Annotated in this window: 26 protein-coding genes; 18 read left to right on the top strand and 8 right to left on the bottom strand. The window is 46.9% G+C overall.

From position 1 onward, the window contains the following. Positions 1-17: 17 nt before the first annotated feature. The 4 genes from ATB76_RS25520 (at position 18) to ATB76_RS25505 (ending at position 4,898) form a co-directional block, all read left to right on the top strand. Entirely contained in the window at positions 18-1,229 is a 1,212-nt protein-coding gene (locus ATB76_RS25520) for an aspartate aminotransferase family protein (RefSeq protein ID WP_038872001.1), read from the top strand. 108 nt (positions 1,230-1,337) lie between these two features. Then, positions 1,338-2,357, top strand: a complete 1,020-nt coding sequence (gene astA / locus ATB76_RS25515; protein WP_038871998.1) for an arginine N-succinyltransferase — start codon at positions 1,338-1,340, stop codon at positions 2,355-2,357. 28 nt (positions 2,358-2,385) lie between these two features. Further along, positions 2,386-3,843 (top strand): succinylglutamate-semialdehyde dehydrogenase, encoded by a 1,458-nt coding sequence (gene astD / locus ATB76_RS25510; RefSeq protein ID WP_038871996.1) that lies wholly within the window; start codon positions 2,386-2,388, stop codon positions 3,841-3,843. 263 nt (positions 3,844-4,106) lie between these two features. Beyond that, complete coding sequence (locus ATB76_RS25505; protein WP_038877272.1) at positions 4,107-4,898, top strand: DUF1338 domain-containing protein; 792 nt, start codon at positions 4,107-4,109, stop codon at positions 4,896-4,898. A 227-nt stretch (positions 4,899-5,125) separates the two neighbouring features. Here the strand turns inward: ATB76_RS25505 and crp are convergent, their stop codons facing one another. From crp to ATB76_RS25475, 6 genes are all read right to left on the bottom strand, one after another. Beyond that, complete coding sequence (gene crp / locus ATB76_RS25500) at positions 5,126-5,758, bottom strand: cAMP-activated global transcriptional regulator CRP (RefSeq protein WP_005381432.1); 633 nt, start codon at positions 5,756-5,758, stop codon at positions 5,126-5,128. Between the two features lie 239 nt (positions 5,759-5,997). Beyond that, positions 5,998-6,867 carry a phosphoribulokinase gene (locus tag ATB76_RS25495; RefSeq protein ID WP_005432770.1) on the bottom strand — a complete coding sequence of 290 codons (870 nt, stop codon included), beginning with the start codon at positions 6,865-6,867 and terminating at the stop codon, positions 5,998-6,000. A gap of 124 nt (positions 6,868-6,991) precedes the next feature. Next, positions 6,992-7,204 (bottom strand): YheU family protein, encoded by a 213-nt coding sequence (locus ATB76_RS25490; RefSeq protein WP_038877274.1) that lies wholly within the window; start codon positions 7,202-7,204, stop codon positions 6,992-6,994. A 65-nt stretch (positions 7,205-7,269) separates the two neighbouring features. After that, on the bottom strand, positions 7,270-8,277 hold the full coding sequence (locus ATB76_RS25485; protein ID WP_038871988.1) for a hydrolase: 1,008 nt from the start codon (positions 8,275-8,277) through the stop codon (positions 7,270-7,272). Between the two features lie 100 nt (positions 8,278-8,377). After that, complete coding sequence (locus ATB76_RS25480; protein WP_038871985.1) at positions 8,378-8,857, bottom strand: TIGR02444 family protein; 480 nt, start codon at positions 8,855-8,857, stop codon at positions 8,378-8,380. Beyond that, the gene (locus ATB76_RS25475; RefSeq protein WP_038871983.1) at positions 8,854-10,773 is read right to left on the bottom strand and encodes an ABC transporter ATP-binding protein; all 1,920 of its coding nucleotides are present in this window, start codon (positions 10,771-10,773) and stop codon (positions 8,854-8,856) included. The genes ATB76_RS25480 and ATB76_RS25475 overlap by 4 nt, the downstream gene beginning before the upstream one ends. A 177-nt stretch (positions 10,774-10,950) precedes the next feature. Here ATB76_RS25475 and kefG point away from each other — a divergent pair, with 177 nt between their 5' ends. The 5 genes from kefG to ATB76_RS25450 all read left to right on the top strand — a co-directional run bounded on the left by kefG (position 10,951) and on the right by ATB76_RS25450 (position 15,292). After that, a complete protein-coding gene (kefG, locus tag ATB76_RS25470) occupies positions 10,951-11,538 on the top strand; it encodes a glutathione-regulated potassium-efflux system ancillary protein KefG (RefSeq protein WP_038877278.1) in 588 nt (195 codons plus the stop codon). Then, entirely contained in the window at positions 11,522-13,318 is a 1,797-nt protein-coding gene (gene kefB / locus ATB76_RS25465) for a glutathione-regulated potassium-efflux system protein KefB (RefSeq protein WP_038871979.1), read from the top strand. Before kefG ends, kefB begins: the two co-directional genes overlap by 17 nt. Before the next feature lie 35 nt (positions 13,319-13,353). Beyond that, the gene (locus ATB76_RS25460) at positions 13,354-13,554 is read left to right on the top strand and encodes a YheV family putative zinc ribbon protein (protein ID WP_010443959.1); all 201 of its coding nucleotides are present in this window, start codon (positions 13,354-13,356) and stop codon (positions 13,552-13,554) included. 88 nt (positions 13,555-13,642) lie between these two features. Further along, complete coding sequence (gene slyD, locus ATB76_RS25455) at positions 13,643-14,218, top strand: peptidylprolyl isomerase (RefSeq protein ID WP_038871977.1); 576 nt, start codon at positions 13,643-13,645, stop codon at positions 14,216-14,218. A gap of 132 nt (positions 14,219-14,350) precedes the next feature. Next, positions 14,351-15,292: an isoaspartyl peptidase/L-asparaginase gene (locus ATB76_RS25450; RefSeq protein ID WP_038872047.1), complete on the top strand. Its 942-nt coding sequence runs from the start codon at positions 14,351-14,353 to the stop codon at positions 15,290-15,292. Between the two features lie 80 nt (positions 15,293-15,372). Here the strand turns inward: ATB76_RS25450 and ATB76_RS25445 are convergent, their stop codons facing one another. Both ATB76_RS25445 and ATB76_RS25440 read right to left on the bottom strand, forming a co-directional pair. Continuing rightward, complete coding sequence (locus ATB76_RS25445; RefSeq protein WP_005438375.1) at positions 15,373-15,600, bottom strand: SlyX family protein; 228 nt, start codon at positions 15,598-15,600, stop codon at positions 15,373-15,375. After that, positions 15,597-16,583, bottom strand: coding sequence for a PQQ-binding-like beta-propeller repeat protein (locus ATB76_RS25440; RefSeq protein ID WP_038871975.1), 987 nt, complete (start codon positions 16,581-16,583; stop codon positions 15,597-15,599). The genes ATB76_RS25445 and ATB76_RS25440 overlap by 4 nt, the downstream gene beginning before the upstream one ends. A gap of 128 nt (positions 16,584-16,711) precedes the next feature. Here ATB76_RS25440 and fkpA point away from each other — a divergent pair, with 128 nt between their 5' ends. The 9 genes from fkpA to ATB76_RS27810 all read left to right on the top strand — a co-directional run. After that, positions 16,712-17,494 carry an FKBP-type peptidyl-prolyl cis-trans isomerase gene (gene fkpA, locus ATB76_RS25435; protein WP_038871973.1) on the top strand — a complete coding sequence of 261 codons (783 nt, stop codon included), beginning with the start codon at positions 16,712-16,714 and terminating at the stop codon, positions 17,492-17,494. A gap of 144 nt (positions 17,495-17,638) precedes the next feature. Next, positions 17,639-18,355, top strand: coding sequence for a transcriptional regulator (locus tag ATB76_RS25430; protein WP_038871970.1), 717 nt, complete (start codon positions 17,639-17,641; stop codon positions 18,353-18,355). 2 nt (positions 18,356-18,357) lie between these two features. Further along, the gene (tusD, locus tag ATB76_RS25425) at positions 18,358-18,753 is read left to right on the top strand and encodes a sulfurtransferase complex subunit TusD (protein ID WP_038877279.1); all 396 of its coding nucleotides are present in this window, start codon (positions 18,358-18,360) and stop codon (positions 18,751-18,753) included. Continuing rightward, positions 18,750-19,106 carry a sulfurtransferase complex subunit TusC gene (gene tusC / locus ATB76_RS25420; protein ID WP_038877282.1) on the top strand — a complete coding sequence of 119 codons (357 nt, stop codon included), beginning with the start codon at positions 18,750-18,752 and terminating at the stop codon, positions 19,104-19,106. The genes tusD and tusC overlap by 4 nt, the downstream gene beginning before the upstream one ends. A 7-nt stretch (positions 19,107-19,113) precedes the next feature. Further along, a complete protein-coding gene (gene tusB, locus ATB76_RS25415) occupies positions 19,114-19,389 on the top strand; it encodes a sulfurtransferase complex subunit TusB (protein ID WP_038877285.1) in 276 nt (91 codons plus the stop codon). Between the two features lie 178 nt (positions 19,390-19,567). Then, positions 19,568-19,942, top strand: a complete 375-nt coding sequence (gene rpsL, locus ATB76_RS25410) for a 30S ribosomal protein S12 (protein ID WP_004399892.1) — start codon at positions 19,568-19,570, stop codon at positions 19,940-19,942. 100 nt (positions 19,943-20,042) lie between these two features. Then, positions 20,043-20,513 carry a 30S ribosomal protein S7 gene (gene rpsG, locus ATB76_RS25405; protein ID WP_005438390.1) on the top strand — a complete coding sequence of 157 codons (471 nt, stop codon included), beginning with the start codon at positions 20,043-20,045 and terminating at the stop codon, positions 20,511-20,513. Between the two features lie 137 nt (positions 20,514-20,650). Continuing rightward, complete coding sequence (gene fusA / locus ATB76_RS25400) at positions 20,651-22,750, top strand: elongation factor G (protein WP_038871960.1); 2,100 nt, start codon at positions 20,651-20,653, stop codon at positions 22,748-22,750. Positions 22,751-22,901: 151 nt separating this feature from the next. Continuing rightward, a partial coding sequence (locus ATB76_RS27810) for a GTP-binding protein (protein WP_240538059.1) occupies positions 22,902-23,055 on the top strand: 154 nt, incomplete at its 3' end.

Genomic DNA, 23,055 nt, shown 5'->3' with positions numbered 1-23,055 from the left:
TCAAGAAGGAATGTGCAATGACAACGGAAAACAAAGTAGAGCGCGGTTTATTCGATGAGGTAATGGTACCTTGCTATAACCCGATGGAAATGATTCCTGTAAAAGGTGAAGGTTCACGTATTTGGGATCAGAACGGAAATGAATACATCGACTTTGCTGGTGGTATTGCGGTGAGCTGTCTTGGTCATTGTCACCCAGTTATGGTGAACGCATTGACTGAGCAAGGTAACAAGCTTTGGCATCTAAGTAATGTTATGACTAACGAGCCTGCACTTCGACTGGCGAAGAAGCTAACAGAAGTGAGCTTTGCCGAGCGCGTGTTCTTTGCTAACTCTGGCGCAGAAGCGAACGAAGCAGCACTGAAGCTGGCGCGCCGTTATGCAGCAGACGTTCATGGCACTGAGAAATCTGAAATCATCGCATTCAAACAAGGTTTCCACGGTCGTACTTTCTTCACCGTAACGGTAGGCGGCCAAGCGGCTTACTCTGACGGTTTCGGTCCTAAACCAGGCGACGTAACGCACCTCCCTTACAATGATATCGAAGCGCTGCAAGCACATATGTCTGATCGCACTTGTGCGGTGATGATGGAGCCTCTACAAGGTGAGGGCGGCATCATTCCACCAACACCTGAATTCGCTCAAGCGGTTCGCGAGCTGTGTGACAAGCACAACGCACTACTGATCTTCGATGAAGTTCAAACAGGTAACGGTCGTACTGGTCACTTCTACGCATACCAAGGTCTAGGCATTACGCCAGACATCCTAAGCACTGCGAAATCATTAGGCGGTGGTTTCCCTATCGGTGCCATGCTGACGACAGAGAAACTGTCTGAACACATGAAAGTCGGTACGCACGGTTCGACTTACGGCGGTAACCCGCTAGCATGTGCCGTTGCCGAAGCGGTCGTTAATGAAGTGACTAAACCAGAAGTACTGGCTGGTGTACTAGAGCGTGAAGCGATGTTCCGTGAGGGTCTAGATAAGATCAACGCGAAATACAACATCTTCTCTGAAGTGCGCGGTAAAGGTCTACTGCTTGGTGCTGCACTGAACGAAGAGTGGCAAGGTCGTGCGCGTGACGTACTGGTTGCTGCGGGTAAACAAGGTCTCATGGTATTGGTTGCGGGTGCCAATGTCGTACGTTTCACACCATCACTCGTTATCACACAACAAGAAATCGAAGAAGGTTTGGCGAAGCTAGATAAAGCGATCGCAACACTGGTCTAAGCGCGGTCCCCATTTATCGTCAACCTAGAAACCCCCATCAAGGATCTCTGATGGGGGTATTGTTCCTACAATATAGTTAGGATCTTCTTGCATCTGGAGGGAGTATTGATGCTAGTAGTTCGCCCTATCGCAATGTCGGATTATGACGCGCTGCACACCTGTGCGGTTGAGTCTGGTCATGGGTTTACATCTCTACCGGTTAACGAAGAACTGTTAACCAATCGAATTAAACATTCAGAGTACAGTTTTGGCAAACCTGACGTGAACGAAGCCGGTGATGAAGGCTACCTAATGGTGGGCTTTGAATCTGAAACTGGTGAAGTCGCAGGTACCACAGGTATTGAAGCTTCAATCGGCTGGGATGTGCCTTTTTATTCTTACCACATCAGTAAAGTGGTGCACTCGTCACCAAAGCTTGGCGTAAACAACGTGGTTAAGCTGCTGACGTTTGGTAACAACTACACGGGTAACAGCGAAATCTGTACCTTGTTCCTACGCGAGAAATTCCGTGGTGGCTTGAACGGGCGTCTGATGTCTAAGTGTCGTTTCTTAATGATGGCAGAGCACCCAGAACGCTTCTCGGAAACTATCTTTGCTGAAATGCGTGGTGTTTCTGATGATCAGGGCAACTCACCATTCTGGCAATGGCTTCAAGAGCATTTCTTCTCTATCGATTTCACGCTTGCGGATTATCTAACCGGTATCGGTAAGAAAGGTTTTATCGCTGATTTGATGCCGAAATTGCCAATCTACATCAACTTGCTAAGCCCAGAAGCACAAGCCGTAATAGGTAAGGTGCACGATAACACGCGTCCTGCTCTGAAGCTGCTTGAGCGCGAAGGTTTTACTAACCGTGGTTACGTCGACATCTTCGATGGTGGCCCAACGGTGGAGTGTGATCTACGCAATATCGAATCGGTACGTCACTCGTTCCGTGCCCAAGTCAAAATCTCTGAGCATACCAGTACTCAAGACTTCTTGATGTGTAACTCATCATTCGAGAACTTCCGTGCTGCAGCTGCAAAAGCGGCTTACGACGCTGAAACGCAAAGCGTTGTATTGGCTCCTGAACTTGCTGATGCGCTTTTGGTTGAGGAAGGGGATTTTGTTCGCCTTCTTCCGCAGTAACTGACGACAGAATTTAAGGATAGAAACAATGACACATTGGATTGCAGGTGAATGGGTACAAGGTCAGGGTGAAGGATTTACGTCTCTGTCGCCGTACAACCAAGAAGTGATATGGCAAGGCAACGGTGCAACGGCAGAACAAGTGAACCAAGCGGTTTCGGCGGCACGTGAAGCGTTTGTTGATTGGAAGAAGCGCCCATTTGCAGAGCGAGAAGCGATCGTGTTGGCTTTTGCTGAAAAAGTAAAAGAGCACAGCGAAAAAATCGCCGAAGTGATTGCCAAAGAAACCGGTAAGCCGATTTGGGAAACACGCACCGAAGCGGCAGCAATGGCAGGTAAAATTGCGATTTCCATCCGTGCTTACCATGACCGTACGGGTGAAGCTGCACGTGAAGCCGCAGGCAACCAAATTGTATTGCGCCACCGCCCACTGGGTGTGATGGCGGTATTCGGTCCTTATAACTTCCCAGGTCACTTGCCAAATGGTCACATCGTGCCAGCACTACTGGCTGGTAACACCGTTGTCTTTAAACCGTCTGAGCAAACGCCATGGACGGGTGAACTCGCTATGAAGCTGTGGGAAGAGGTCGGTCTACCAAAAGGTGTGATTAACCTAGTCCAAGGTGCGAAAGAAACTGGCATTGCGCTTGCGGATGCGAAAGGCATTGATGGAGTGCTGTTCACCGGTAGTGCAAACACAGGTCATGTTTTGCATCGTCAGTTTGCTGGTCAGCCGGGCAAAATGCTGGCGCTTGAAATGGGTGGCAATAACCCGATGGTTATCTCGGATAACTACGGCGACCTAGATGCGACGGTTTATACCATCATCCAATCGGCTTTTATCAGTGCAGGTCAGCGCTGTACTTGTGCACGTCGTCTTTACATTCCATTTGGCGACAAGGGTGATGCCGTCATTACTAAGCTGGTGGAAGCGACACTCAATATTAGAGTCGGCCAACCATTTGCAGAACCTGCGCCATTTATGGGACCACAGATTTCGGTCGCGGCAGCTAAATTCATTCTGGATGCACAAGCAAACCTACAAGCACTTGGTGGAGAAAGCTTGATTGAAGCGAAAGCAGGCGAAGCGGCATTTGTTTCTCCAGGAATTATTGATGTGACGAACATTGCTGAACTGCCAGATGAAGAGTACTTCGGTCCACTTCTGCAAGTTGTGCGCTACGAAGGGCTAGAGAAAGCGGTAGAACTGGCTAACGATACACGCTTTGGCCTTTCTGCGGGTCTGGTTTCAACCGACGACCAAGAGTGGGAATACTTCGTGGACCACATTCGTGCCGGCATCGTGAACCGCAACCGCCAGCTAACGGGCGCAAGTGGTGACGCACCATTTGGTGGTCCGGGTGCGTCGGGCAACCTACGTCCAAGTGCTTACTACGCAGCAGACTACTGTGCGTATCCAATGGCATCAATGGAAGGACAAGAGACGGTCTTGCCTGCCACATTGAGTCCGGGTGTAAACCTGTAATAGAGAAAAACGAAGCGGTGACAAAGTATCGCCGCTTCTCTCTGCCGGAGCTATTTACCAAGTTAGGATTCTGGTAAGCGCGCTGGCAAACGCCAAAGGCGAGCTTAAGACTCTCCAGTGCGTGTTGACTGACTGGCACTTATGCCACACATACCGTCACAGGTTGATGACCGCTCGTTCGTGATTCTGGACAGCCTCCGGGCTGTGAACGAGCGGTCAACTTCTCTTACCCCTAACTCTACATTGCATAACAAGGAGTCGTTATGACGCCCGATGTGTTATTTGAATCGCTATGGCAAGATTACATTAAACGTCTTTGTCCTTCCGCTGCTAAAGTCCATCAACTTCTTCAAGAAGATGAGCCTCTGATTAATGACCATATTGCTCTACGTACGTTTAATGTCGATCCCCTAGGCATTGAAACGTTAGCGAAGCCATTCTTGGCGGTGGGCTACAAAGCCTGTGGTGACTACGTATTTGAAAGCAAAAAGCTGGTAGCAAAACATTTTGAGCACCCAGATCCAAAACAACCAAAAGTCTTCATCAGTGAGTTGAAAGTGGATGAGTGCTCACCAGAGCTACAAGCCATTGTTCATAAATTGGTAGAGCAGGTTGATGCTTCTAAACTGACAGGCAGTGACTTCTTATACGGCGGACGTTTGTGGAACCTCAGCTATGCTGACTTCCAAACCTTGGCGAAAGAGAGTGAATACGCTTCTTGGCTTGCTGCGCACGGTTACGGAGCTAACCACTTCACAGTGAGCGTTAATCAACTCAACCAGCATCAAGAAGTGAAGCAAGTGAACGACTACCTACGCACTGCTGGCTTCACCATCAACGAGAATGGCGGTGAAGTAAAAGGCACGCCAGAGGTGCTACTAGAGCAGTCATCGACCATGGCAGACAAAGTGCCAGTGACCTTTACTGAAGGCGTTGAGGTGATTCCTGGAGGCTTCTACGAGTTTGCTAAGCGCTATCCAATGGATAACGGTGAGTTGTACCCAGGATTTGTGGCTGCATCGGCAGATAAGATTTTCGAAAGCACCAACGGTTAAAGAAGAGGCGAGAACGGGCTACGCCCTCTAGATGCCGGAATGCTTCGCTGCGGGAGGTTTTAACTCTCGGAATCTGAGAGGGCTATATCTCGGAGGATGAAGTCCGATCTCGGAATGCAGTGTTCCCAATTCTCGGCTCTTTGTTTTCCGTTCCCGATTCCCAAAAAACAAAAAAGCCACCAAACTTGCATTTGGTGGCTTTTAAATTTTTTAAACGTTAATCGAGATTAACGAGTCCCGTAAACAACGATAGTTTTACCGTGCGCAGAAATTAGGTTCTGCTCTTCTAGCATCTTCAAGATACGACCTACTGTCTCACGAGAACAGCCAACGATTTGGCCGATTTCTTGACGAGTGATCTTGATTTGCATGCCGTCTGGGTGCGTCATCGCATCTGGCTGTTTAGCAAGGTTCAGAAGAGTCTGAGCGATACGACCAGTTACGTCTAGGAACGCTAGGTCACCCACTTTTTGGCTAGTAACTTGTAGACGACGAGCCATTTGCGCAGAAAGACGCATTAGGATGTCTGGGTTAACTTGGATAAGTTGACGGAATTTCTTGAAAGAAATCTCAGCCACTTCACAAGGAGATTTAGCGCGAACCCAAGCTGTACGCTCTTGGTCTTCTTCGAATAGACCAAGTTCACCAATGAAGTCGCCCTGGTTTAGGTAAGAAAGGATCATTTCCTTACCTTCTTCGTCTTTGATAAGAACCGCAACAGAACCTTTAACGATGTAGTACAAAGTCTCTGCTTTTTCGCCCGCGTGAATTAGCGTGCTTTTTGATGGGTACTTATGAATATGACAGTGTGAAAGAAACCACTCTAATGTTGGGTCGGTTTGAGGTTTACCTAGAACCATAATATCTCACTTCCTCTGCAGGGTACGCTTGCGCTATCCATATTTTAGCTAAGCCTGAATTGGCCTACTAGAATAAGAGCACTTTTTATATGCTGCAAGCTCTCTTGTGTTTCGGTTAGAAATAGTATCCTTTTTCGAAAACGATTTCTTGATTTTAATCGTGCCATCATTGAGATTTTGTAAGCAAAACTGTGCACATGATCACGGTATGAAAAGTAAACACTACGATGGCAAGGTTTTTAGCCAATTTTCCCTGTTTCGATAAGTTGCTGCAGAATCGGCCTTACTATGAGCTCCATTGCAAAGCTCATCTTACCGCCCGGTACCACAATAGTATTGTGGCGAGACATGAATGAGCCATCAATCATTGCCAGTAAATAAGGAAAGTCGACATTCTTTATGCCGCGAAGGCGTATGACAACAAAACTCTCATCTAAACTTGGTATGCCTTTGGCATTGAGTGGGTTGGATGTATCGACCGTTGGGACACGCTGAAAGTTGATGTGCGTTCGAGAGAACTGCGGGGTGATGTAGTTTAGGTAGTCATCCATTGAGCGCACGATCGAATCCATGACCGCTTCTCTTGAGTGACCACGATCGCGCGTGTCACGAACGAACTTTTGAATCCATTCTAAGTTGACGATTGGCACCATGCCAATTAGAAAGTCGACGTGACGTGCCACATTGACATCGCCATCCACCACGCCACCATGCAAGCCTTCGTAGAACAAGACATCACTGTTTTCTGGCAGATCTTGCCAAGGTGTAAAGGTGCCCGGCATTTGGTTATATGGGACCGCTTCATCAAAGGTGTGCAGATAACGGCGCACGCTGCCAGTGCCATCTTCACCAAACTGACGAAAGAACTCTTCTAACCCCGGAAAGTCATTGGCTTGTGGACCAAAGTAACTGATGTGTTTGCCTTGCTCGCGGGCTTTACGGATTTCGACGTCCATTTCTGGACGAGTAAAACGGTGAAAGCTATCGCCTTCGACCCATGCAGGTTTGACGTTCATCATATTGAACATCTTGCGGAAGGCTTCAGATGTGGTGGTGGTACCGGCACCGGATGAACCAGTAACCGCAATGATTGGATGTTTAGCTGACATGACAAACCTTGTCGAAAATTACTTACCTGTAAAGTGCAGCATGCGTATGCTGCACGGTCGATAACCCACTATAGCACGTAACAAACCCTTGTCATCGAGTGGGATACGGTAAAATGTGAAGGGTCTAAAACTTTGCTTTTAATTGAATATCTACTGTTTCATGTAGTTCAGAAAAGACGATGAGTGCTTCACCTTTTTCTAATTGGTATTTGACCTGATCGATTTTACTTTGCAGTGAAACTTCGACCGAGCCATAGTCGGTGCCTTCACGTAGTACGAATTCACGAATCAAATTTTCCAGCGTTTCTGGCGCGATGTCTTGCCAAGGGATGACCATAAATACCTCAAACTTTTATGATGTTTAAGCGCGCCTTGGGTTGGAGTCTGGCGCGCCTAAGTAGTTTACTGTGTTCGTGGCACGGATACAGCAGAAAGGTACTCCGCAGCGATACTTTCGTAATAAGCAGGTAGGGCTTCTTCTAACCAAAACTTTGGTTTGAGAGCGGTTCCCGTAAGAAAACCCACATGCCCCCCATGCTCATAAAGTCGGTAATCGATGTTATCTGGCAACACAAATTTCGGGATCACTTCTTCCGTCATAAACGGATCGTCTTTTGCGTGGATTATCAGCGTCGGTAGAGTGATCTGTTGCAGCTTGCTTAAGCCAGAACATTGATCGTAATAATCTTGTGCGTCTTTAAAGCCATGCAGAGGGGCTGTGATCAAGTCGTCGAACTCATACAAGCGAGTCACACGTTTGATCGAGTTATACGACAGTGCGAGTTCGCCTTGGATTAAGTCATGCTTTTGCAGTGCATTACGCTTTAGTGAAGAGAGTAAGTAACGTCGATAGACCTTCGAGAAGCCTTGCTCAATACGATTGGCACATGCCGCTAAATCAAGCGGTGCAGAGACAATCGTCGCGGCACTCAAGATCGGGTCACCTTTGTACTTAGCTAAATAGTTCGCCAGCATGTTACCGCCGAGGGAGATCCCTACTGCGATTTTTGGATTGTTGGGGAACTGCTGATTGAGCTGCTCAAGAAAGAAACGAGCATCCGTTACTTCGCCAGAATGATAGGCGCGGGCTTTCTTGTTTGGCTTACCACTGCAACCACGAAAGTGCATCATCACTGAAAGCCAACCCGATTTAGAGAAGGCGTTCATCAAACCGTTCGCATACGGGCTGTAGAAGCAGCCTTCCAAGCCATGAAAGAGGACGAAGATTGGTTTGTTGCGTGCAGCTTCGGAATCTGGCTGCTGGGACCACGCCAAATCGAGGAAGTCACCATCCGGTGTATCGAGTGTTTGCCAAATAGGCGTAAACAGCGCTTTCTTGCGAATAAAGCGCGGTAATAGCGTCTGAAGGTGCGGGTTCTTAATCCCGGCGGCTGCGAAAAATTGTGTCATACCTAACTGCTCTTATATGGTCCTTCAATGTTCGCTGAAGAACTTATTAATATAATCCTTTATAGCTTTAGTATAGATATTTTACTGGTTTATGACTGATTTATGGATGCTGAATTTTTGGAACTGGAAGGGAAAACGCTTGTTGAAGGTGTTCACCACCGAGCTGCCGACAATATCTTAGCGTTAATGGATCGCCATCGTTACTGACTAATTTTAATGAGTTGACGCAGTCAACGAGGTCGGATTGTTGCTGTTTTTCTAACTGCAGTTCGAACTGTAGTGCTTCGCGATAAAGGGCATCGTTGACTTGCGATTTTAGATGGCGACGTAACTCACGGTAGGAGTGCAGAAGGGTTTCGCTTCGACCAAGGCAACCTTGGACTAAATGCCAGTCCTGTTCTTGGAAAATGACTTGCTGCTCATCGAGCCATCTGAGCAGCAGTAGTAGATTCACATTGCCGTGATAGTTATTTTGCAACGATAAGCACGCTTCCTTCACTTCTCGCACACCATAAAATTGCAGACTGAACTGCCAAAGGTGTTCTAGGGTGAGAGTGTATTCTGCGTGCTCTTTTGTCATTGATTAAACTCTAGCTCCATCTGCTCTAACGTTTCTTGAGCAGACATCCATTCCATCTCTACGTCTTCAAGCTCAGATTTACTCGACGCTTGAAGTGCCAACACTTCATTAAGTTTAGCCTTGTTTTCTGCTTCATACAGAGAGTTATCCGATAATTGCTCTTCTGCTGATGCCAATGCTTCGCCTAACTTATCCATTTTATTTTCTAACTGTGTCAGGGTTTTGCGAATTGGCGCTGTCTGTTTGCGAAATTCTGCGTCACGTCGCTTCTGCTCTTTTTTTGCCGCAGCGCTGTTGTTGTTGTCTTTCTCTGGTTGTGCCGCTTGTGCTTCTTTACGCTCGGCTCTTTGTTGCTCTGTTAGCCACTTGTAGTAGTCATTGAGGTCACCATCAAATGGTGCGACTTGGCGGTCATGTACCAGATACAAGTCGTCCGTTGTTGCGCGCAGCAAGTAACGGTCGTGCGAAACAATGACCATCGCACCTTCAAAGGTTTGCAGTGCCATGGTCAATGCTTGGCGCATGTCCAAATCTAGGTGGTTTGTTGGTTCATCGAGTAGCAATAGGTTGGGTTTTTGCCACACAACTAATGCCAATACTAAACGCGCTTTTTCACCTCCAGAGAATGGTGCGACTTTTTCCAGTGCTTTATCACCTTGGAAGCCAAAGCTACCTAAGTAATCACGCAGTTGTTGTTCAGTTTGGTCTGGTGCAATCTGCATCATGTGTTGTAGTGGCGTTTCTTCTGGGTGCAGTGTTTCTAGTTGGTGCTGCGCGAAGTAACCGATCTTCACGCCTTGTGAGTATGTGAGATCGCCGCCTTGCGCTTTTAGCTCACCAGACAACAGTTTGATCAAGGTTGATTTACCTGCGCCGTTACGACCAAGTAGACCAATACGACTGCCTGGGACCAGATTCAAGCGGATCTTTTCTAAGATCAGGTTGTCACCGTAACCTGCCGATACCTCATCCATCATCATGATTGGGTTGGGCAAAGCCGCTGGCTCGCGGAATTGAAAGTTAAACGGGTTATCGAACTGTGCTGGCAGCACTTTTTCCATACGTTCTAGAGCCTTGATGCGGCTTTGGGCTTGGCGGGCTTTAGATGCTTTGTAACGGAAGCGGTCGATGTAGCTTTGCATGTGCGACATCTGTTTCTGTTGCTTCTCGAACATGGCTTGTTGCAACACCATTTTTTGCGCACGCTGATTTTCAAACGACGAGTAGTTGCCTGTGTATTCGTTTAGCTGCTGGTTTTCGATGTGAATAATACGACCAACAATTGGATCCAAAAAGTCACGGTCGTGCGAGATAAGAACCAATGTGCCTGGATAGTTTTGTAACCAACGTTCCAGCCACATTACTGCATCTAAGTCCAAGTGGTTGGTTGGTTCGTCAAGTAACAGTAGGTCTGAACGACACAATAGCGCTTGAGCCAAGTTGAGGCGCATACGCCAGCCACCTGAGAACTGAGTCAGATTCCAGCTCATTTGTTCTTGGCTAAAGCCCAGACCGTCAAGCAGTTCGGCTGCACGCGCGCGAATACTGTAACCACCAATGGTTTCAATTTTTCCGTGGATCTCTGCAACCAACGTACCGTTGTCTTTTTCTTCGGCAATCATCAGTTGTTGCTCAAGACCGCGAAACTCTCGATCACCATCAATGACGTATTCAATTGCGCTGCGGTCTAGTGCGGGAGTTTCCTGCGCTACCCATGCCAATTCCCAATGTTGCGGTTGACTGAATGAGCCAGCGTCAATCGACAATTCGTCTTTCAGGAGTGCGAATAGAGTCGATTTACCGCAACCGTTTTTACCAACCAGACCCACTTTGTCGCCAGGGTGAATGGTTGCAGAAGCTTGGTCTAAAAGAGGTTTACCGCCACGCAGTAACTGAATATCTGAAAAGGTAATCATAGGGCTTTAGTTCACTTTGCGCAGCGCGCGTTTCTTCGTCATTTATCTCGCGGTGAATAGTAGGGCTATTGGCGGGAAAAGTCGATCTCTGACCTTTAATTGCATTATGCTATACAAAAAAGTATAACAAACTGATAACGATAATTTTCCCTGAGAAATTAAAACAAGGACGACCATTTGGCTGTTGCAGCGTCTTATCCCCCAAGAGTTCTGGTGATTTATGCTCACCCTGAGCCGCAAAACTCCATTGCCAATCAAGTGATGATAAAAAAAATTCAATCACTTGATCACGTCACTGTGCATGATCTTTATGGTGCGTATCCTGATTTCTTTATTGATGTGAATTACGAACACGACCTGTTGATGACGCACGATGTGATCGTTTTTCATCATCCCCTCTATATGTATTCTTGCCCTGCGCTACTAAAAGAGTGGTTAGATCGCGTGCTAGGTAAAGGGTTTGCGTTTGGTGATGGCTGTGCACTTGAAGGTAAATATTGGCGTAGTGTTATCACCACGGGAGGCAAAGAAGATGCCTTTAGCCCACTTGGGTATAACAAATATCCATTAGAACAGATCTTACAACCTTTCGAGTTAACCGCTGCTCTTTGTCAAATGCACTGGATGGAACCTCTGGTGTTGTACTGGTCACGTAATGTCTCGGATATTGAGCGTTATCAGCATGCGGAACAATATCGTCAATGGCTGAACAACCCTTTGAATGAGTGGGGAGTACAAGGAGGTCATCATGGCGATAACCAGTGAGTTTCTTCAAAGCAGCGTGGTATTCCTTTCTGCTGCCGTCGTAGCAGTGCCGATTGCTCAGCGACTTGGTTTGGGCTCCGTGCTTGGCTACCTGATTGCTGGTGTTTTAATTGGTCCTTGGGGACTGGGTTTGATCAGTGATGTGGATGCGATTCTCCACTTTGCTGAACTTGGGGTGGTGTTGCTGCTGTTCTTAATTGGCTTGGAGTTAAACCCCAAAAAACTATGGCAAATGCGTGGACCAATACTTGGACTTGGGGGGGCTCAAGTCATTGTGACGACTGCCGTGATTGGCAGCATCGTCAGCCTGTTTGGTTTGAGCATGCAAGTGAGCTTAGTGATCGGCATGGGATTAGCACTCTCATCCACCGCGATTGCACTAAAAGTGATAGAAGAGCAAGGACAAGCCGGAACGGAAACCGGACAATCGGGCTTTGCGGTACTGTTATTCCAAGATATTGCTGTAATCCCAATGCTTGCAATGTTGCCATTACTCGCTGGTGGCACCAGTGGCGGTGATTGGCTGGATGCCTTGTGGGTGTTAGCCTCGGTGATCGGTTTATTGATAGGTGGTCACTTTTTACTGCGCCCTTTATTTCGTTTTGTCGTGATGAGTGGTGTACGTGAACTTTTCACCGTTGCTGCTCTTCTAGTGGTACTTGGCATTTCTGTCGCTATGCAAAAGCTGGGGCTGTCGATGGCACTCGGTACTTTCTTAGCGGGCGTACTGCTGGCGGAAAGTGAATATCGTCATGAGCTGGAAATCGCGATAGAACCTTTTAAAGGTCTGCTACTTGGCTTGTTCTTTATCGCTGTTGGTATGGCGGTGAACCTAGGGTTATTAGCATTGCAACCGTGGGCGATATTAGGTTCTGTGGTTGCTTTGGTCACCGTGAAAGGCTTGGTGCTCTATGTTCTGGCGCGTACTGCCCGAGTTCGAGCAAAGTCGCGTAGTCGTATGGCGGCGATTTTGAGCCAAGGTGGTGAGTTTGCGTTTGTGATTTTCACCGCGGCAAGCCAAGAAGGGATCTTAACCAAAGAGCAAGTTTCCTTCTTATTGGTTGTGGTGAGTTTGTCGATGGTGACGACGCCGCTGTTGCTCATGGGGCAAAAGAAGTGGTTTGCTCACACGCTCAATCAAGAAGAAGAGAGCGTGACGACCAATGTTGTTGATCGTCGACCACGAGTGATCATCGCAGGTTTTGGTCGTTTTGGTCAGATTGTCGGGCGCTTGATGTATGCCAACAAGATCAAAGTCACGGTGCTAGAAAGTGATGCGAGCCAAATCCACTTGCTGCGTAAATACGGCTATAAGGTGTTTTACGGTGATGCGACTCAGATTGATTTGTTACGTGCCGCAGGTGCGGATAAAGCTGAAGCCTTAGTGATCTGTACGGATTCACCTGACGAAGTGATGGCGATTGTCGACATTTGTCGTGAGTACTTCCCGAATTTGAAGATCCTTGCGCGTGCACGCAGCCGTGTGGAAGCTTATCAGTTAATGAATCACGGTGTGCAAAACTACTCGCGTGAAACCTTTTTGGGCGCATTAGATCTAGGTCGCCAAGCGCTCGTAGAACTAGGCATGCATCCGTATCAAGCAAAGCGGGCAGAAGCACATTTTCGTAAACTAGATAATGCTATGCTCAAAGACTTATTGCCTCAGCATAATGAGGATAAAGAACTTGCTCAACGCTCGAAAGAGGCACGCAAAGAACTAGAAGAAATCTTCGGTCGCGAAATGGAAAGCGATCAACAGTCGCCAAATCATTGGAAGTAGTACCCGCACGGCATTAAGCGGGAAAAGGAACAAAAGTGAAAGCCAAGAAACGTTTTATCGCGGGTGCAAGCTGCCCGCAGTGTAGCCAGCAAGATACGTTGCGCTGGTGGATTGAGAACAATATCGAGTTAGTTGAATGTGTAGATTGTGATTACACCGAGCAGCGTAAACCGCAATCTGTAGAAAAAAATAAACACTCAGAACAAGAAATGATCGGGATTTTTAAGCCTGAGTAATTGAACTTCGTTAATTGATCCCCATAATACTACCATCTCGGTACTTAACCCCATTTTGGTTAAGTCAGTTAATCTCCCTGGAGTTAGTATGAAAATTGAAAAGAACGTTGTTGCAAGCCTTGCATACAAAGTAATGATGGAAGACGGTGTTGTTGTTGATCAATCAACAGCTGACGCGCCTCTTGATTACCTACACGGTCACAACAACCTAATCACTGGCCTTGAGAAAGAGCTAGAAGGTAAAGTGGCTGGCGACAAGTTTTCAGTAACAGTAGCTCCTGAAGATGCTTACGGCGATCACAACGACGCTCTAGTACAGCGCGTTCCTGCTGACGTATTCCAAGGCGTTGAGCAAATCGAAGTTGGCATGCGTTTCCTAGCAGACACTGACCAAGGTCCAATCCCTGTAGAAGTGACTGAAGTTGATGGCGACGAAGTTGTTGTAGACGGCAACCACATGCTAGCTGGCCAAACACTAACTTTCGAAGTTGAAGTTATGGCTACTCGTGAAGCAACAGCTGAAGAGATCGAACACGGTCACATCCACCAAGGTGGCGGTTGTTGTGGCGGTCACGACCATGACCACGAAGGCGGCTGCTGCGGTGGCGAAGAAAAAGCTGACGACCACGAATGCTGTGGCGGCGGCGGTTGCGGTTCTCACTAATCGCACGCTCTTCCTCTAGATAGCATTATCTAGAACAAGCTTTTAAAAGCGCAAGTTGAGGTTTCAACTTGCGCTTTTTGTTTATCTGGGGTGTAGTGCAAATCATACAAGGAATAACAGTTGGACAAAGCGATGACGAAACCTTTCTCGATTGCCATTCACGGTGGTGCAGGTACCATTTTGCGGGCACAGATGAGCGATGAACTGCAACAATCCATTTTGACGGATTTAGAAGCTGCGGTGAAAGCGGGTCATCAAATCTTAACAAAAGGTGGTGAAGCCTTAGATGCGGTCGTTGCTGCGGTAAAAGTGCTAGAAGACTCCCCTAATTTCAATGCAGGCAAAGGCTCGGTTCTTACTCATACTGAAATGGTAGAAATGGACGCCTCTGTAATGGATGGTAGAAACCAAGCGGCAGGTGCTGTTGCCGGTGTTCGTCATATTAAGAATCCCATTGAGCTCGCTCGTGATGTAATGAAAAACAGCAACCATGTGCTGTTAGTTGGCGAGGGCGCTGAGAAATTTGCTTTCGAACAAGGCCACGAGTACACCGAGCAAGATTACTTCTTCACTGATCGTCGCTATGAACAACTGATTTCTATGCGCGAGAAAGGCTTGTTTGCTCTTTCCGAGTCCCGTTACCCAGATGACCGTAAACACGGTACGGTTGGTGCGGTTGCATTGGACCAACAAGGCAACTTAGCGGCAGCAACCAGCACTGGCGGTGTGACCAACAAGAAATACGGTCGCGTGGGCGATTCCGCTCTGATTGGGTGCGGCACGGTGGCAGAGAATGGTGTTGTAGCGGTTTCCACTACAGGTGTCGGCGAGTTCTTTATCCGTAAACGAGTGGCGGAAGATGTCGCAGCGCGCATGCGTTATTTGCAAGAAAACGTCCACACGGCTTGTGAACATATCATCCAAGGTGAACTTAAAGAGATGGGCGGAGAGGGCGGTCTAATTGCCATCGATGCACAAGGTGAGTTGCACTTTGCGATGAACAGTTCTGGTATGTATCGAGCTGGGATCAACACTCAAGGTGAGTTGAGCGTAAACATTTACTCTGACGAGTAGCGATTCGCTTTCTCAAAGACAACAAAGCCCAGATAAGAGTCTGGGCTTTGTGTTATTTACTGCACTAGGATTCGGATGAATCAGTAGTGCGGTGGTGGTGTTTCTTCTGATGGATCGGCCAAATTCGACGAATCCATATTCTTCACTTTACCTACCACGTATTTCATCTGATCGAGCATCTTGGTGATTTGCAGTTGCTGCTGTGACAAGGCACCGTTCAGATCTTCAATCGTCTGTTCTTGGAACGCAAGCTGACACTCTAAGTCATTAATGCGAGCTTCCAATTGCTGAATAAGTTTTTCTGTCATGATCCGTTCTCTAGCTGCCAAGCTTGGGCAATGCCCGCAGAAGTGGCAGTAATTATACGTTGCTTGGAATCAAAGGCTGCATCATACACGACCGCACGAGGAGGGCGAGTATCTTTTTTCGGCTCGACTTCAAATCTATCGACTCGTTTTCCCGTGTGAGTATCCCATACCATCACGCGCCCTGAAGGCGTTCCTGTAACTAACAAGCTGCCATCGTCTGAGAATCGAGCCGTCGAGAAGATCAACTGACGAGACCAACTGCTTAGCTGTGTCACTTCTTCTCCAGTTTCTAAGTCCCAGATGATGGCTTGATTACCGCCATCGGACGTCATGGCCAGTTTCCCATCCCGTTGAAGCGCGACTCTGACCACGCGTTGTTCGTGTTCAAAGCTGCGCAATACTAGCCCGGTTTCGGTATCCCACAGATACGCTTTGTAGTCATTACCGCCCGTTAAGGCGAAGCGGCCATTGGGAGATATCGCCACGGAATTGACTTTTTCTTGGTGTGCAAGGAACTCTAGCCTGCGACCAGTGACTAAGTTGACGTGAATCGCTTTACCGTTGGACAAGCCAAGCAACACTTGTTCTCCGTTACTGGTGATATCAACGTCTCGAATCAGCGCGTCATCGATAGACCAAAGTCCTTCGGCTTGAGTCCATCCGAGATCCCACACAGCGAAGTTCATTTGGCTTGCAGTGACGGCATAGCGGCCATTGTCCGAAATGCGAATATGGGAGACCACATTCGCAGCTTGATCGAGTTCACCCAGCTTTGCGAGTTGTTTGTTTTGCTCCAAATCCCAAAGAACCAACTGGTGCTCTTTGGAGTACAGCAGTGCAAATCGGCCATCTCGACTGAGCGCAAAGCTGGTGGAACCTTGTGGTTCGAGTGACCAACGTTGAACGTCATGATCGGTAAAAAAGCATCCATTTAACGTGGTGATGACAATTAAATATAGGAATAAATGAGAAATTCTTTGCATCACATCTAATAATCCGGTTTGTGTCTTAAGACATATAGCTAGTATATTGGTATAACGATTGTCTTCACTAGTCTCATCGAAGATTTGTGCACAACAACCAGTGGCTAAGCCATTATTGGGAGAATTTAATGAAATCAGTTTTAAAAGTGTCGCTACTTGCTGCAACAGTAATGCTAGCGGTAGGTTGTCAAAAAGAAGAAACAAAACCAGAAGCAGCACCTCAAGCAGAACAAGTTCAAGCAGAAACTGGTAAAGCAGTTCACTTTAAAACCGACGATGACAAAGCGGCGTACGCGATCGGTGTTTCATTTGCTAACTACCTGAGCACGAGTATCGATAAGCCAAGCGAAATCGGTATCGACCTAAACAAAGACCTAGTTCTTAAAGGTATCGAAGACGTATTCAAAGACAAAGCTGCGCTAAACGAGGAAGAAACTCGTGCTGCTCTAGAGTCTCTAGATAAGCGTGTTGCTGAGAAGATGCAAAAGCAAGCCGCTGAAAAAGCGGCTGAAGCGAAGAAAGCAGGTGATGACTTCCGTGCTGAGTTCGAAAAGCAAGAAGGCGTAGTTAAGACAGATTCTGGCCTACTTTACCAAGTAATCACGCCTGCTGAAGGTGAGAAGCCAAAAGACACTGATACGGTTCAAGTACACTACAAAGGTACTCTGATCGACGGTACTCAGTTCGACAGTTCTTACGATCGTGGTGAGCCAGCAACGTTCCCACTAAACCGCGTTATCCCTGGTTGGACTGAAGGTGTTCAGCTAATGCCTGTAGGCTCTAAGTTCAAATTTGTTATCCCGCCAGAGCTAGCATACGGTGATCAAGACACACCAAGCATCCCAGCTAACTCAACGCTTGTATTCGAAGTTGAACTACTAAAAGTTGAGAACGATCAAGCTGCTAAGTAATAACAGACAGCGATAACTCGATGAAAAAAGGCCCGTTTTACGGGCCTTTTTTGTTCTAGGTCACTAGTTGATGAGTTTGCTAGGTTGCCTTTCAAATTTTCTGATAAACTTACACCAATTTGTTGATTTTTCGCTCGAAGGCTTATGACAACTACAGAAACAATAAATGCGGAGATGTTGCTCGAAATGGAATCTGTCAACGTGATGCCATTTTCTGAGCACGATAAAATCATCTTGAGATCTTACGAAGCGGTCGTGGACGGCATCGCCAGTTTGATTGGTCCCTTTTGTGAGATCGTTCTTCACTCTCTTGAAGATCTCAATACTTCTGCAATCAAAATCGCCAATGGTGAAAACACTGGCCGTCAGGTCGGTTCTCCGATTACCGACTTAGCGCTAAAGATGTTGAAAGACATTGAAGGCTCTGAACGTAACTTCTCACGTTCGTACTTCACCCGTGCAAAAGGTGGTGTACTCATGAAGTCGATCACCGTTGCTATCCGCAATGGTGAAAACCGAGTGATTGGCCTGCTTTGTATTAACGTCAACCTTGATGCGCCGTTCTCCCAAGTGCTGCAATCTTTTATGCCGACACAAGAAGCAAAAGAGGCGGCGTCTTCAGTAAACTTCGCCAGCGATGTTGAAGAACTTGTCGATCAAACCGTTGAGCGCACGATTGAAGAAATCAATGCAGACAAATCGGTATCGAACAATACGAAAAACCGTCAGATCGTCATGGAATTGTACGATAAAGGTATCTTCGATATTAAAGACGCCATCAACCGCGTTGCCGATCGTCTAAACATTTCTAAGCATACGGTTTACCTTTATATTCGTCAGCGTAAAACTGAGGACGAATAAGCGTGAGTGGATTAACTTACACGCTAGTGGTGAACGGTCCGGTTTACGGCAGCCAATCGGCACGCAGTGCATACCAATTTGCTAAAGCAGTCATTGAACAAGAACACACTCTAGTGAGTGTGTTCTTTTATCAAGACGGCGTCACCAATGGTACAGCTCTGAGCGTGCCCGCCAATGATGAGTTTGACCTAGCTAAAGCATGGCAATCACTCGCACAGCAACACGATGTTCGTTTGGAAACGTGTGTGGCAGCGGCTTTACGTCGCGGTATCATCAGCGAAGATGAAGCCAATCAACATGGTCTTGAGCAGAACAACCTAGCGACAGGGTTCGAACAAGCTGGTTTGGGCAGCTTAGCCGAAGCTATGTTAACGCAAGATAGAGTGGTGCAGTTTTGAGTCAGTTAACTTACCTATTTCGTAGCGCACCTCATGGTAGTAATGCGGGGCGTGAAGGTGTGGATGCGCTGCTAGCGGCGTCGGCGTACTGTGAAGACATCACCGTCTTATTTGTTGGTGATGGTGTCTACCAGTTACTGCTTGGACAGGAGCCAAATGGCATCTTAAGCAAAGACTACGCACCAATGCTAAAGCTGTTCGACTTGTACGATATTGAGCAAGTGTTTGTTTGTGCTGGTTCGCTTGCCGAGCGTGGCTTGGCTCAAGCCGATTTAGTCATTGATGCCGAGTCTCTAAATACCGAGCAACTCAAAGCTAAACTGCAACAAGCTAGCAAACTGCTGTCATTCTGAGGAAGCCATGTTACATATCATCAAATCCGTAGCAGCATTAGACGATGCAATGGCACTGTACAGTGAGCAAGATGATGTCTTGCTGATTGAAGAGGCGGTTTATGCCGCTAACCCTCAACATAAAGCATTTGCAAAGGTAAAAGGCCCCGCTGTGTTTGCTTTACAGAGTGATATCGAAGCTCGCGGAATCACCAATCGTATAAGCCCGTCTATTACCGTTATAAACTATTCAGGTTTTGTCGAACTCACGACAAAACAGGCGAAATCTCTGACTTGGGATTAGCCCTTTATTCCTGTCGATTGAGCTTTACGGACGAATTACCCTAATTGAACAAAAAAGATCCGTATATTTCTTGACACACCTCTCACTGCTGCATAGAATTTTGCGTCCCTAACTGCCAAGAGTCGTTAGGGATAGATTTTTCACAAAGCTTACTTTCAAGTAAATCAGGAGCTAGTTAATGGCAACTATTAACCAGTTGGTACGTAAGCCACGTGCAAAGCAAGTTGTTAAAAGCAACGTGCCTGCACTAGAAGCGTGCCCACAAAAACGTGGTGTATGTACTCGTGTTTACACAACTACACCTAAAAAACCTAACTCAGCACTTCGTAAAGTTTGTCGTGTACGTCTGACAAACGGCTTCGAAGTTACATCGTACATCGGCGGTGAAGGGCACAACCTTCAAGAGCACAGTGTTGTACTAATCCGTGGCGGTCGTGTAAAAGACCTTCCGGGTGTACGTTACCACACTGTTCGCGGTGCACTTGACTGTGCTGGCGTTAACGACCGTAAACAAGGTCGTTCTAAGTACGGTGTGAAGCGTCCTAAGTCTTAATGGATTCCGTTAAGTAAGGCCAAACACTAAATTATTTTTAATTTTTTGAAAAAACTGAAAAGTTTTGGATAAAACCTGAAGAAGACAACGGAGAAAATCCATGCCACGTCGTCGCGTCATTGGTCAGCGTAAGATCCTTCCAGATCCAAAGTTCAAATCTGAACTGCTGGCAAAATTCGTTAACATCCTAATGGTTGACGGTAAAAAATCTACTGCAGAGAAAATTGTTTACACTGCACTAGATTCTATGGCTGAAAAGTCTGGTAAAGACCACTTAGCTATTTTTGAAGAAGCTCTTGAAAATGTTCGCCCAGCGGTAGAAGTTAAATCTCGCCGTGTAGGTGGTTCAACTTACCAAGTACCTGTAGAAGTTCGTCCGGTTCGCCGTAACGCACTTGCTATGCGTTGGTTGGTTGAAGCTGCGCGTAAGCGTGGTGAAAAATCTATGGCTCAACGCCTAGCTGCTGAAATGCTAGACGCGTCTGAGAACAAAGGTACTGCGGTTAAGAAACGTGAAGACGTTCACCGCATGGCTGACGCAAACAAAGCGTTCGCACATTACCGTTGGTAATACCTTTTCAGTGCTGCAAGGTTCCTTGCAGCACTTCTTTAGTTCCTATGCCTATGCTAGGAACTATTGCTATATCTAGGGGATAGCATTTTTAGCTATAGCAATAGTCCCTATCTCTAAGTTAAGAGGATTCAATCGTGGCTCGCAAAACTCCTATTGAGCGCTACCGTAATATCGGTATCTGTGCTCACGTAGATGCTGGTAAAACAACCACTACTGAACGTATTTTGTTCTACACTGGTCTGTCTCATAAAATCGGTGAAGTTCACGATGGCGCAGCAACCATGGACTGGATGGAGCAGGAGCAGGAACGTGGTATCACTATCACTTCAGCTGCAACTACTACTTTCTGGCGTGGTATGGAAGCACAATTCCAAGAGCACCGCGTAAATATCATTGATACCCCTGGACACGTTGACTTTACTATCGAAGTAGAGCGTTCTCTGCGCGTACTTGATGGTGCAGTTGTTGTGTTCTGTGGTTCATCTGGTGTTGAACCTCAGTCTGAAACTGTATGGCGTCAAGCTGACAAGTACCACGTTCCACGTATGGTATTTGTAAACAAGATGGACCGTGCAGGTGCAGACTTCCTACGCGTTGTGGACCAAATTAAAAACCGTCTTGGTGCGAATCCTGTTCCAATCCAACTGAACGTTGGTGCAGAAGATGATTTCCGTGGTGTTATCGACCTTATCAAGATGAAAATGATCAACTGGAATGAAGCCGACCAAGGCATGTCGTTCACATACGACGAAATTCCAGCAGACATGCAAGAGCTTGCTGAAGAATGGCGCAACAACCTAGTTGAAGCGGCAGCGGAAGCAACTGAAGAGCTAATGGACAAGTACCTTGAAGAGGGTGAACTGTCTGAAGCTGAGATCAAACAAGCTCTACGTACTCGTACACTAAACAACGAAATCGTACTGGCTACTTGTGGTAGTGCGTTCAAAAACAAAGGTGTTCAAGCAGTACTAGACGCAGTGATCGAATTCTTGCCGTCGCCAGTTGATGTTCCTGCAATTAAAGGCATCGACGAAAGAGAGAACGAAGTTGAGCGTCACGCAGACGACAACGAACCGTTCTCAGCACTAGCATTCAAGATCGCGACTGACCCATTCGTGGGCACGCTAACTTTCATGCGCGTTTACTCAGGTGTTGTGAACTCAGGTGATGCAGTTTACAACTCAGTAAAAGACAAGAAAGAGCGTTTCGGTCGTATCGTACAGATGCATGCGAACAAGCGTGAAGAAGTTAAAGAAGTTCGCGCTGGTGATATCGCAGCTGCTATCGGTCTGAAAGACGTTACAACAGGTGACACGCTATGTGACCAGAACCACAAAGTGATTCTAGAGCGCATGGAGTTCCCTGATCCGGTAATTCAGATCGCGGTAGAGCCTCGCTCTGTTGCCGATCAAGAGAAGATGGGTATTGCACTAGGTAAACTAGCGGCAGAAGATCCATCATTCCGCGTAGAAACGGACGACGAAACAGGTCAGACACTGATCTCTGGTATGGGTGAGCTTCACCTAGATATTATCGTTGATCGTATGAAACGTGAATTCAGCGTTGACTGTAATGTTGGTAAACCTCAGGTTGCGTACCGTGAAACAATCCGTGGCAACGCGGAAGTTGAAGGTAAATTTGTACGTCAATCTGGTGGTCGTGGTCAGTATGGTCACGTATGGATCAAACTGGAGCCATCTGAACCTGGCGAAGGTTTTGTCTTTGTTGACGAAATTGTGGGTGGTGTTGTTCCTAAGGAATACATCAACTCGGTAGCGAAAGGTATCGAAGAGCAAATGAACAGCGGTGTTCTAGCGGGTTATCCTGTATTAGATATTAAAGCCACTCTGTTTGATGGTTCTTACCACGATGTTGACTCTAACGAGATGGCGTTTAAAATCGCTGGCTCGATGGCATTCAAGAAGGGTTCATTAGAAGCACAGCCTGTTCTTCTTGAGCCAATGATGAATGTTGAAGTAACTACTCCTGAAGATTGGATGGGTGATGTTGTTGGTGACCTTAACCGCCGTCGCGGTATGATCGAAGGTATGGACGATGGTGTGGCTGGTATTAAGATCATCCGCGCTCAAGTACCACTATCTGAGATGTTTGGTTACGCAACGGACCTACGTTCTGCAACTCAAGGCCGTGCGTCTTACTCTATGGAGTTTAACGAGTACGCTGAAGTACCGAAAAACTTCGCAGATAAAATCATTGCAGACCGTGGTTACTAATAGACGATTGAGCTAAAAAAGTTTACGACTTTTTGCTAGATCAAGCCGTCGAAATATTGCGCTAACAGACGTTGGCGCATAAAATAACAATTTCTGGCGCGTCGAGATCAATAATGATCACGGCGAATCATAACTAGGAAGGAACACGATTGTGTCTAAAGAAAAATTTGAACGTACTAAACCGCACGTTAACGTTGGTACTATCGGCCACGTTGACCACGGTAAAACAACTCTAACTGCAGCTATCTGTACTACTCTTGCTAAAGTTTACGGCGGTGTAGCTAAAGACTTCGCATCTATCGATA

Source organism: Vibrio sp. MOR3, from assembly GCF_001557775.1.
Lineage (GTDB): Bacteria > Pseudomonadota > Gammaproteobacteria > Enterobacterales > Vibrionaceae > Vibrio > Vibrio jasicida.
The sequence above is the reverse complement of the archived record's forward strand: the minus strand, read 5'-3'. Positions and strand labels throughout refer to the sequence as shown.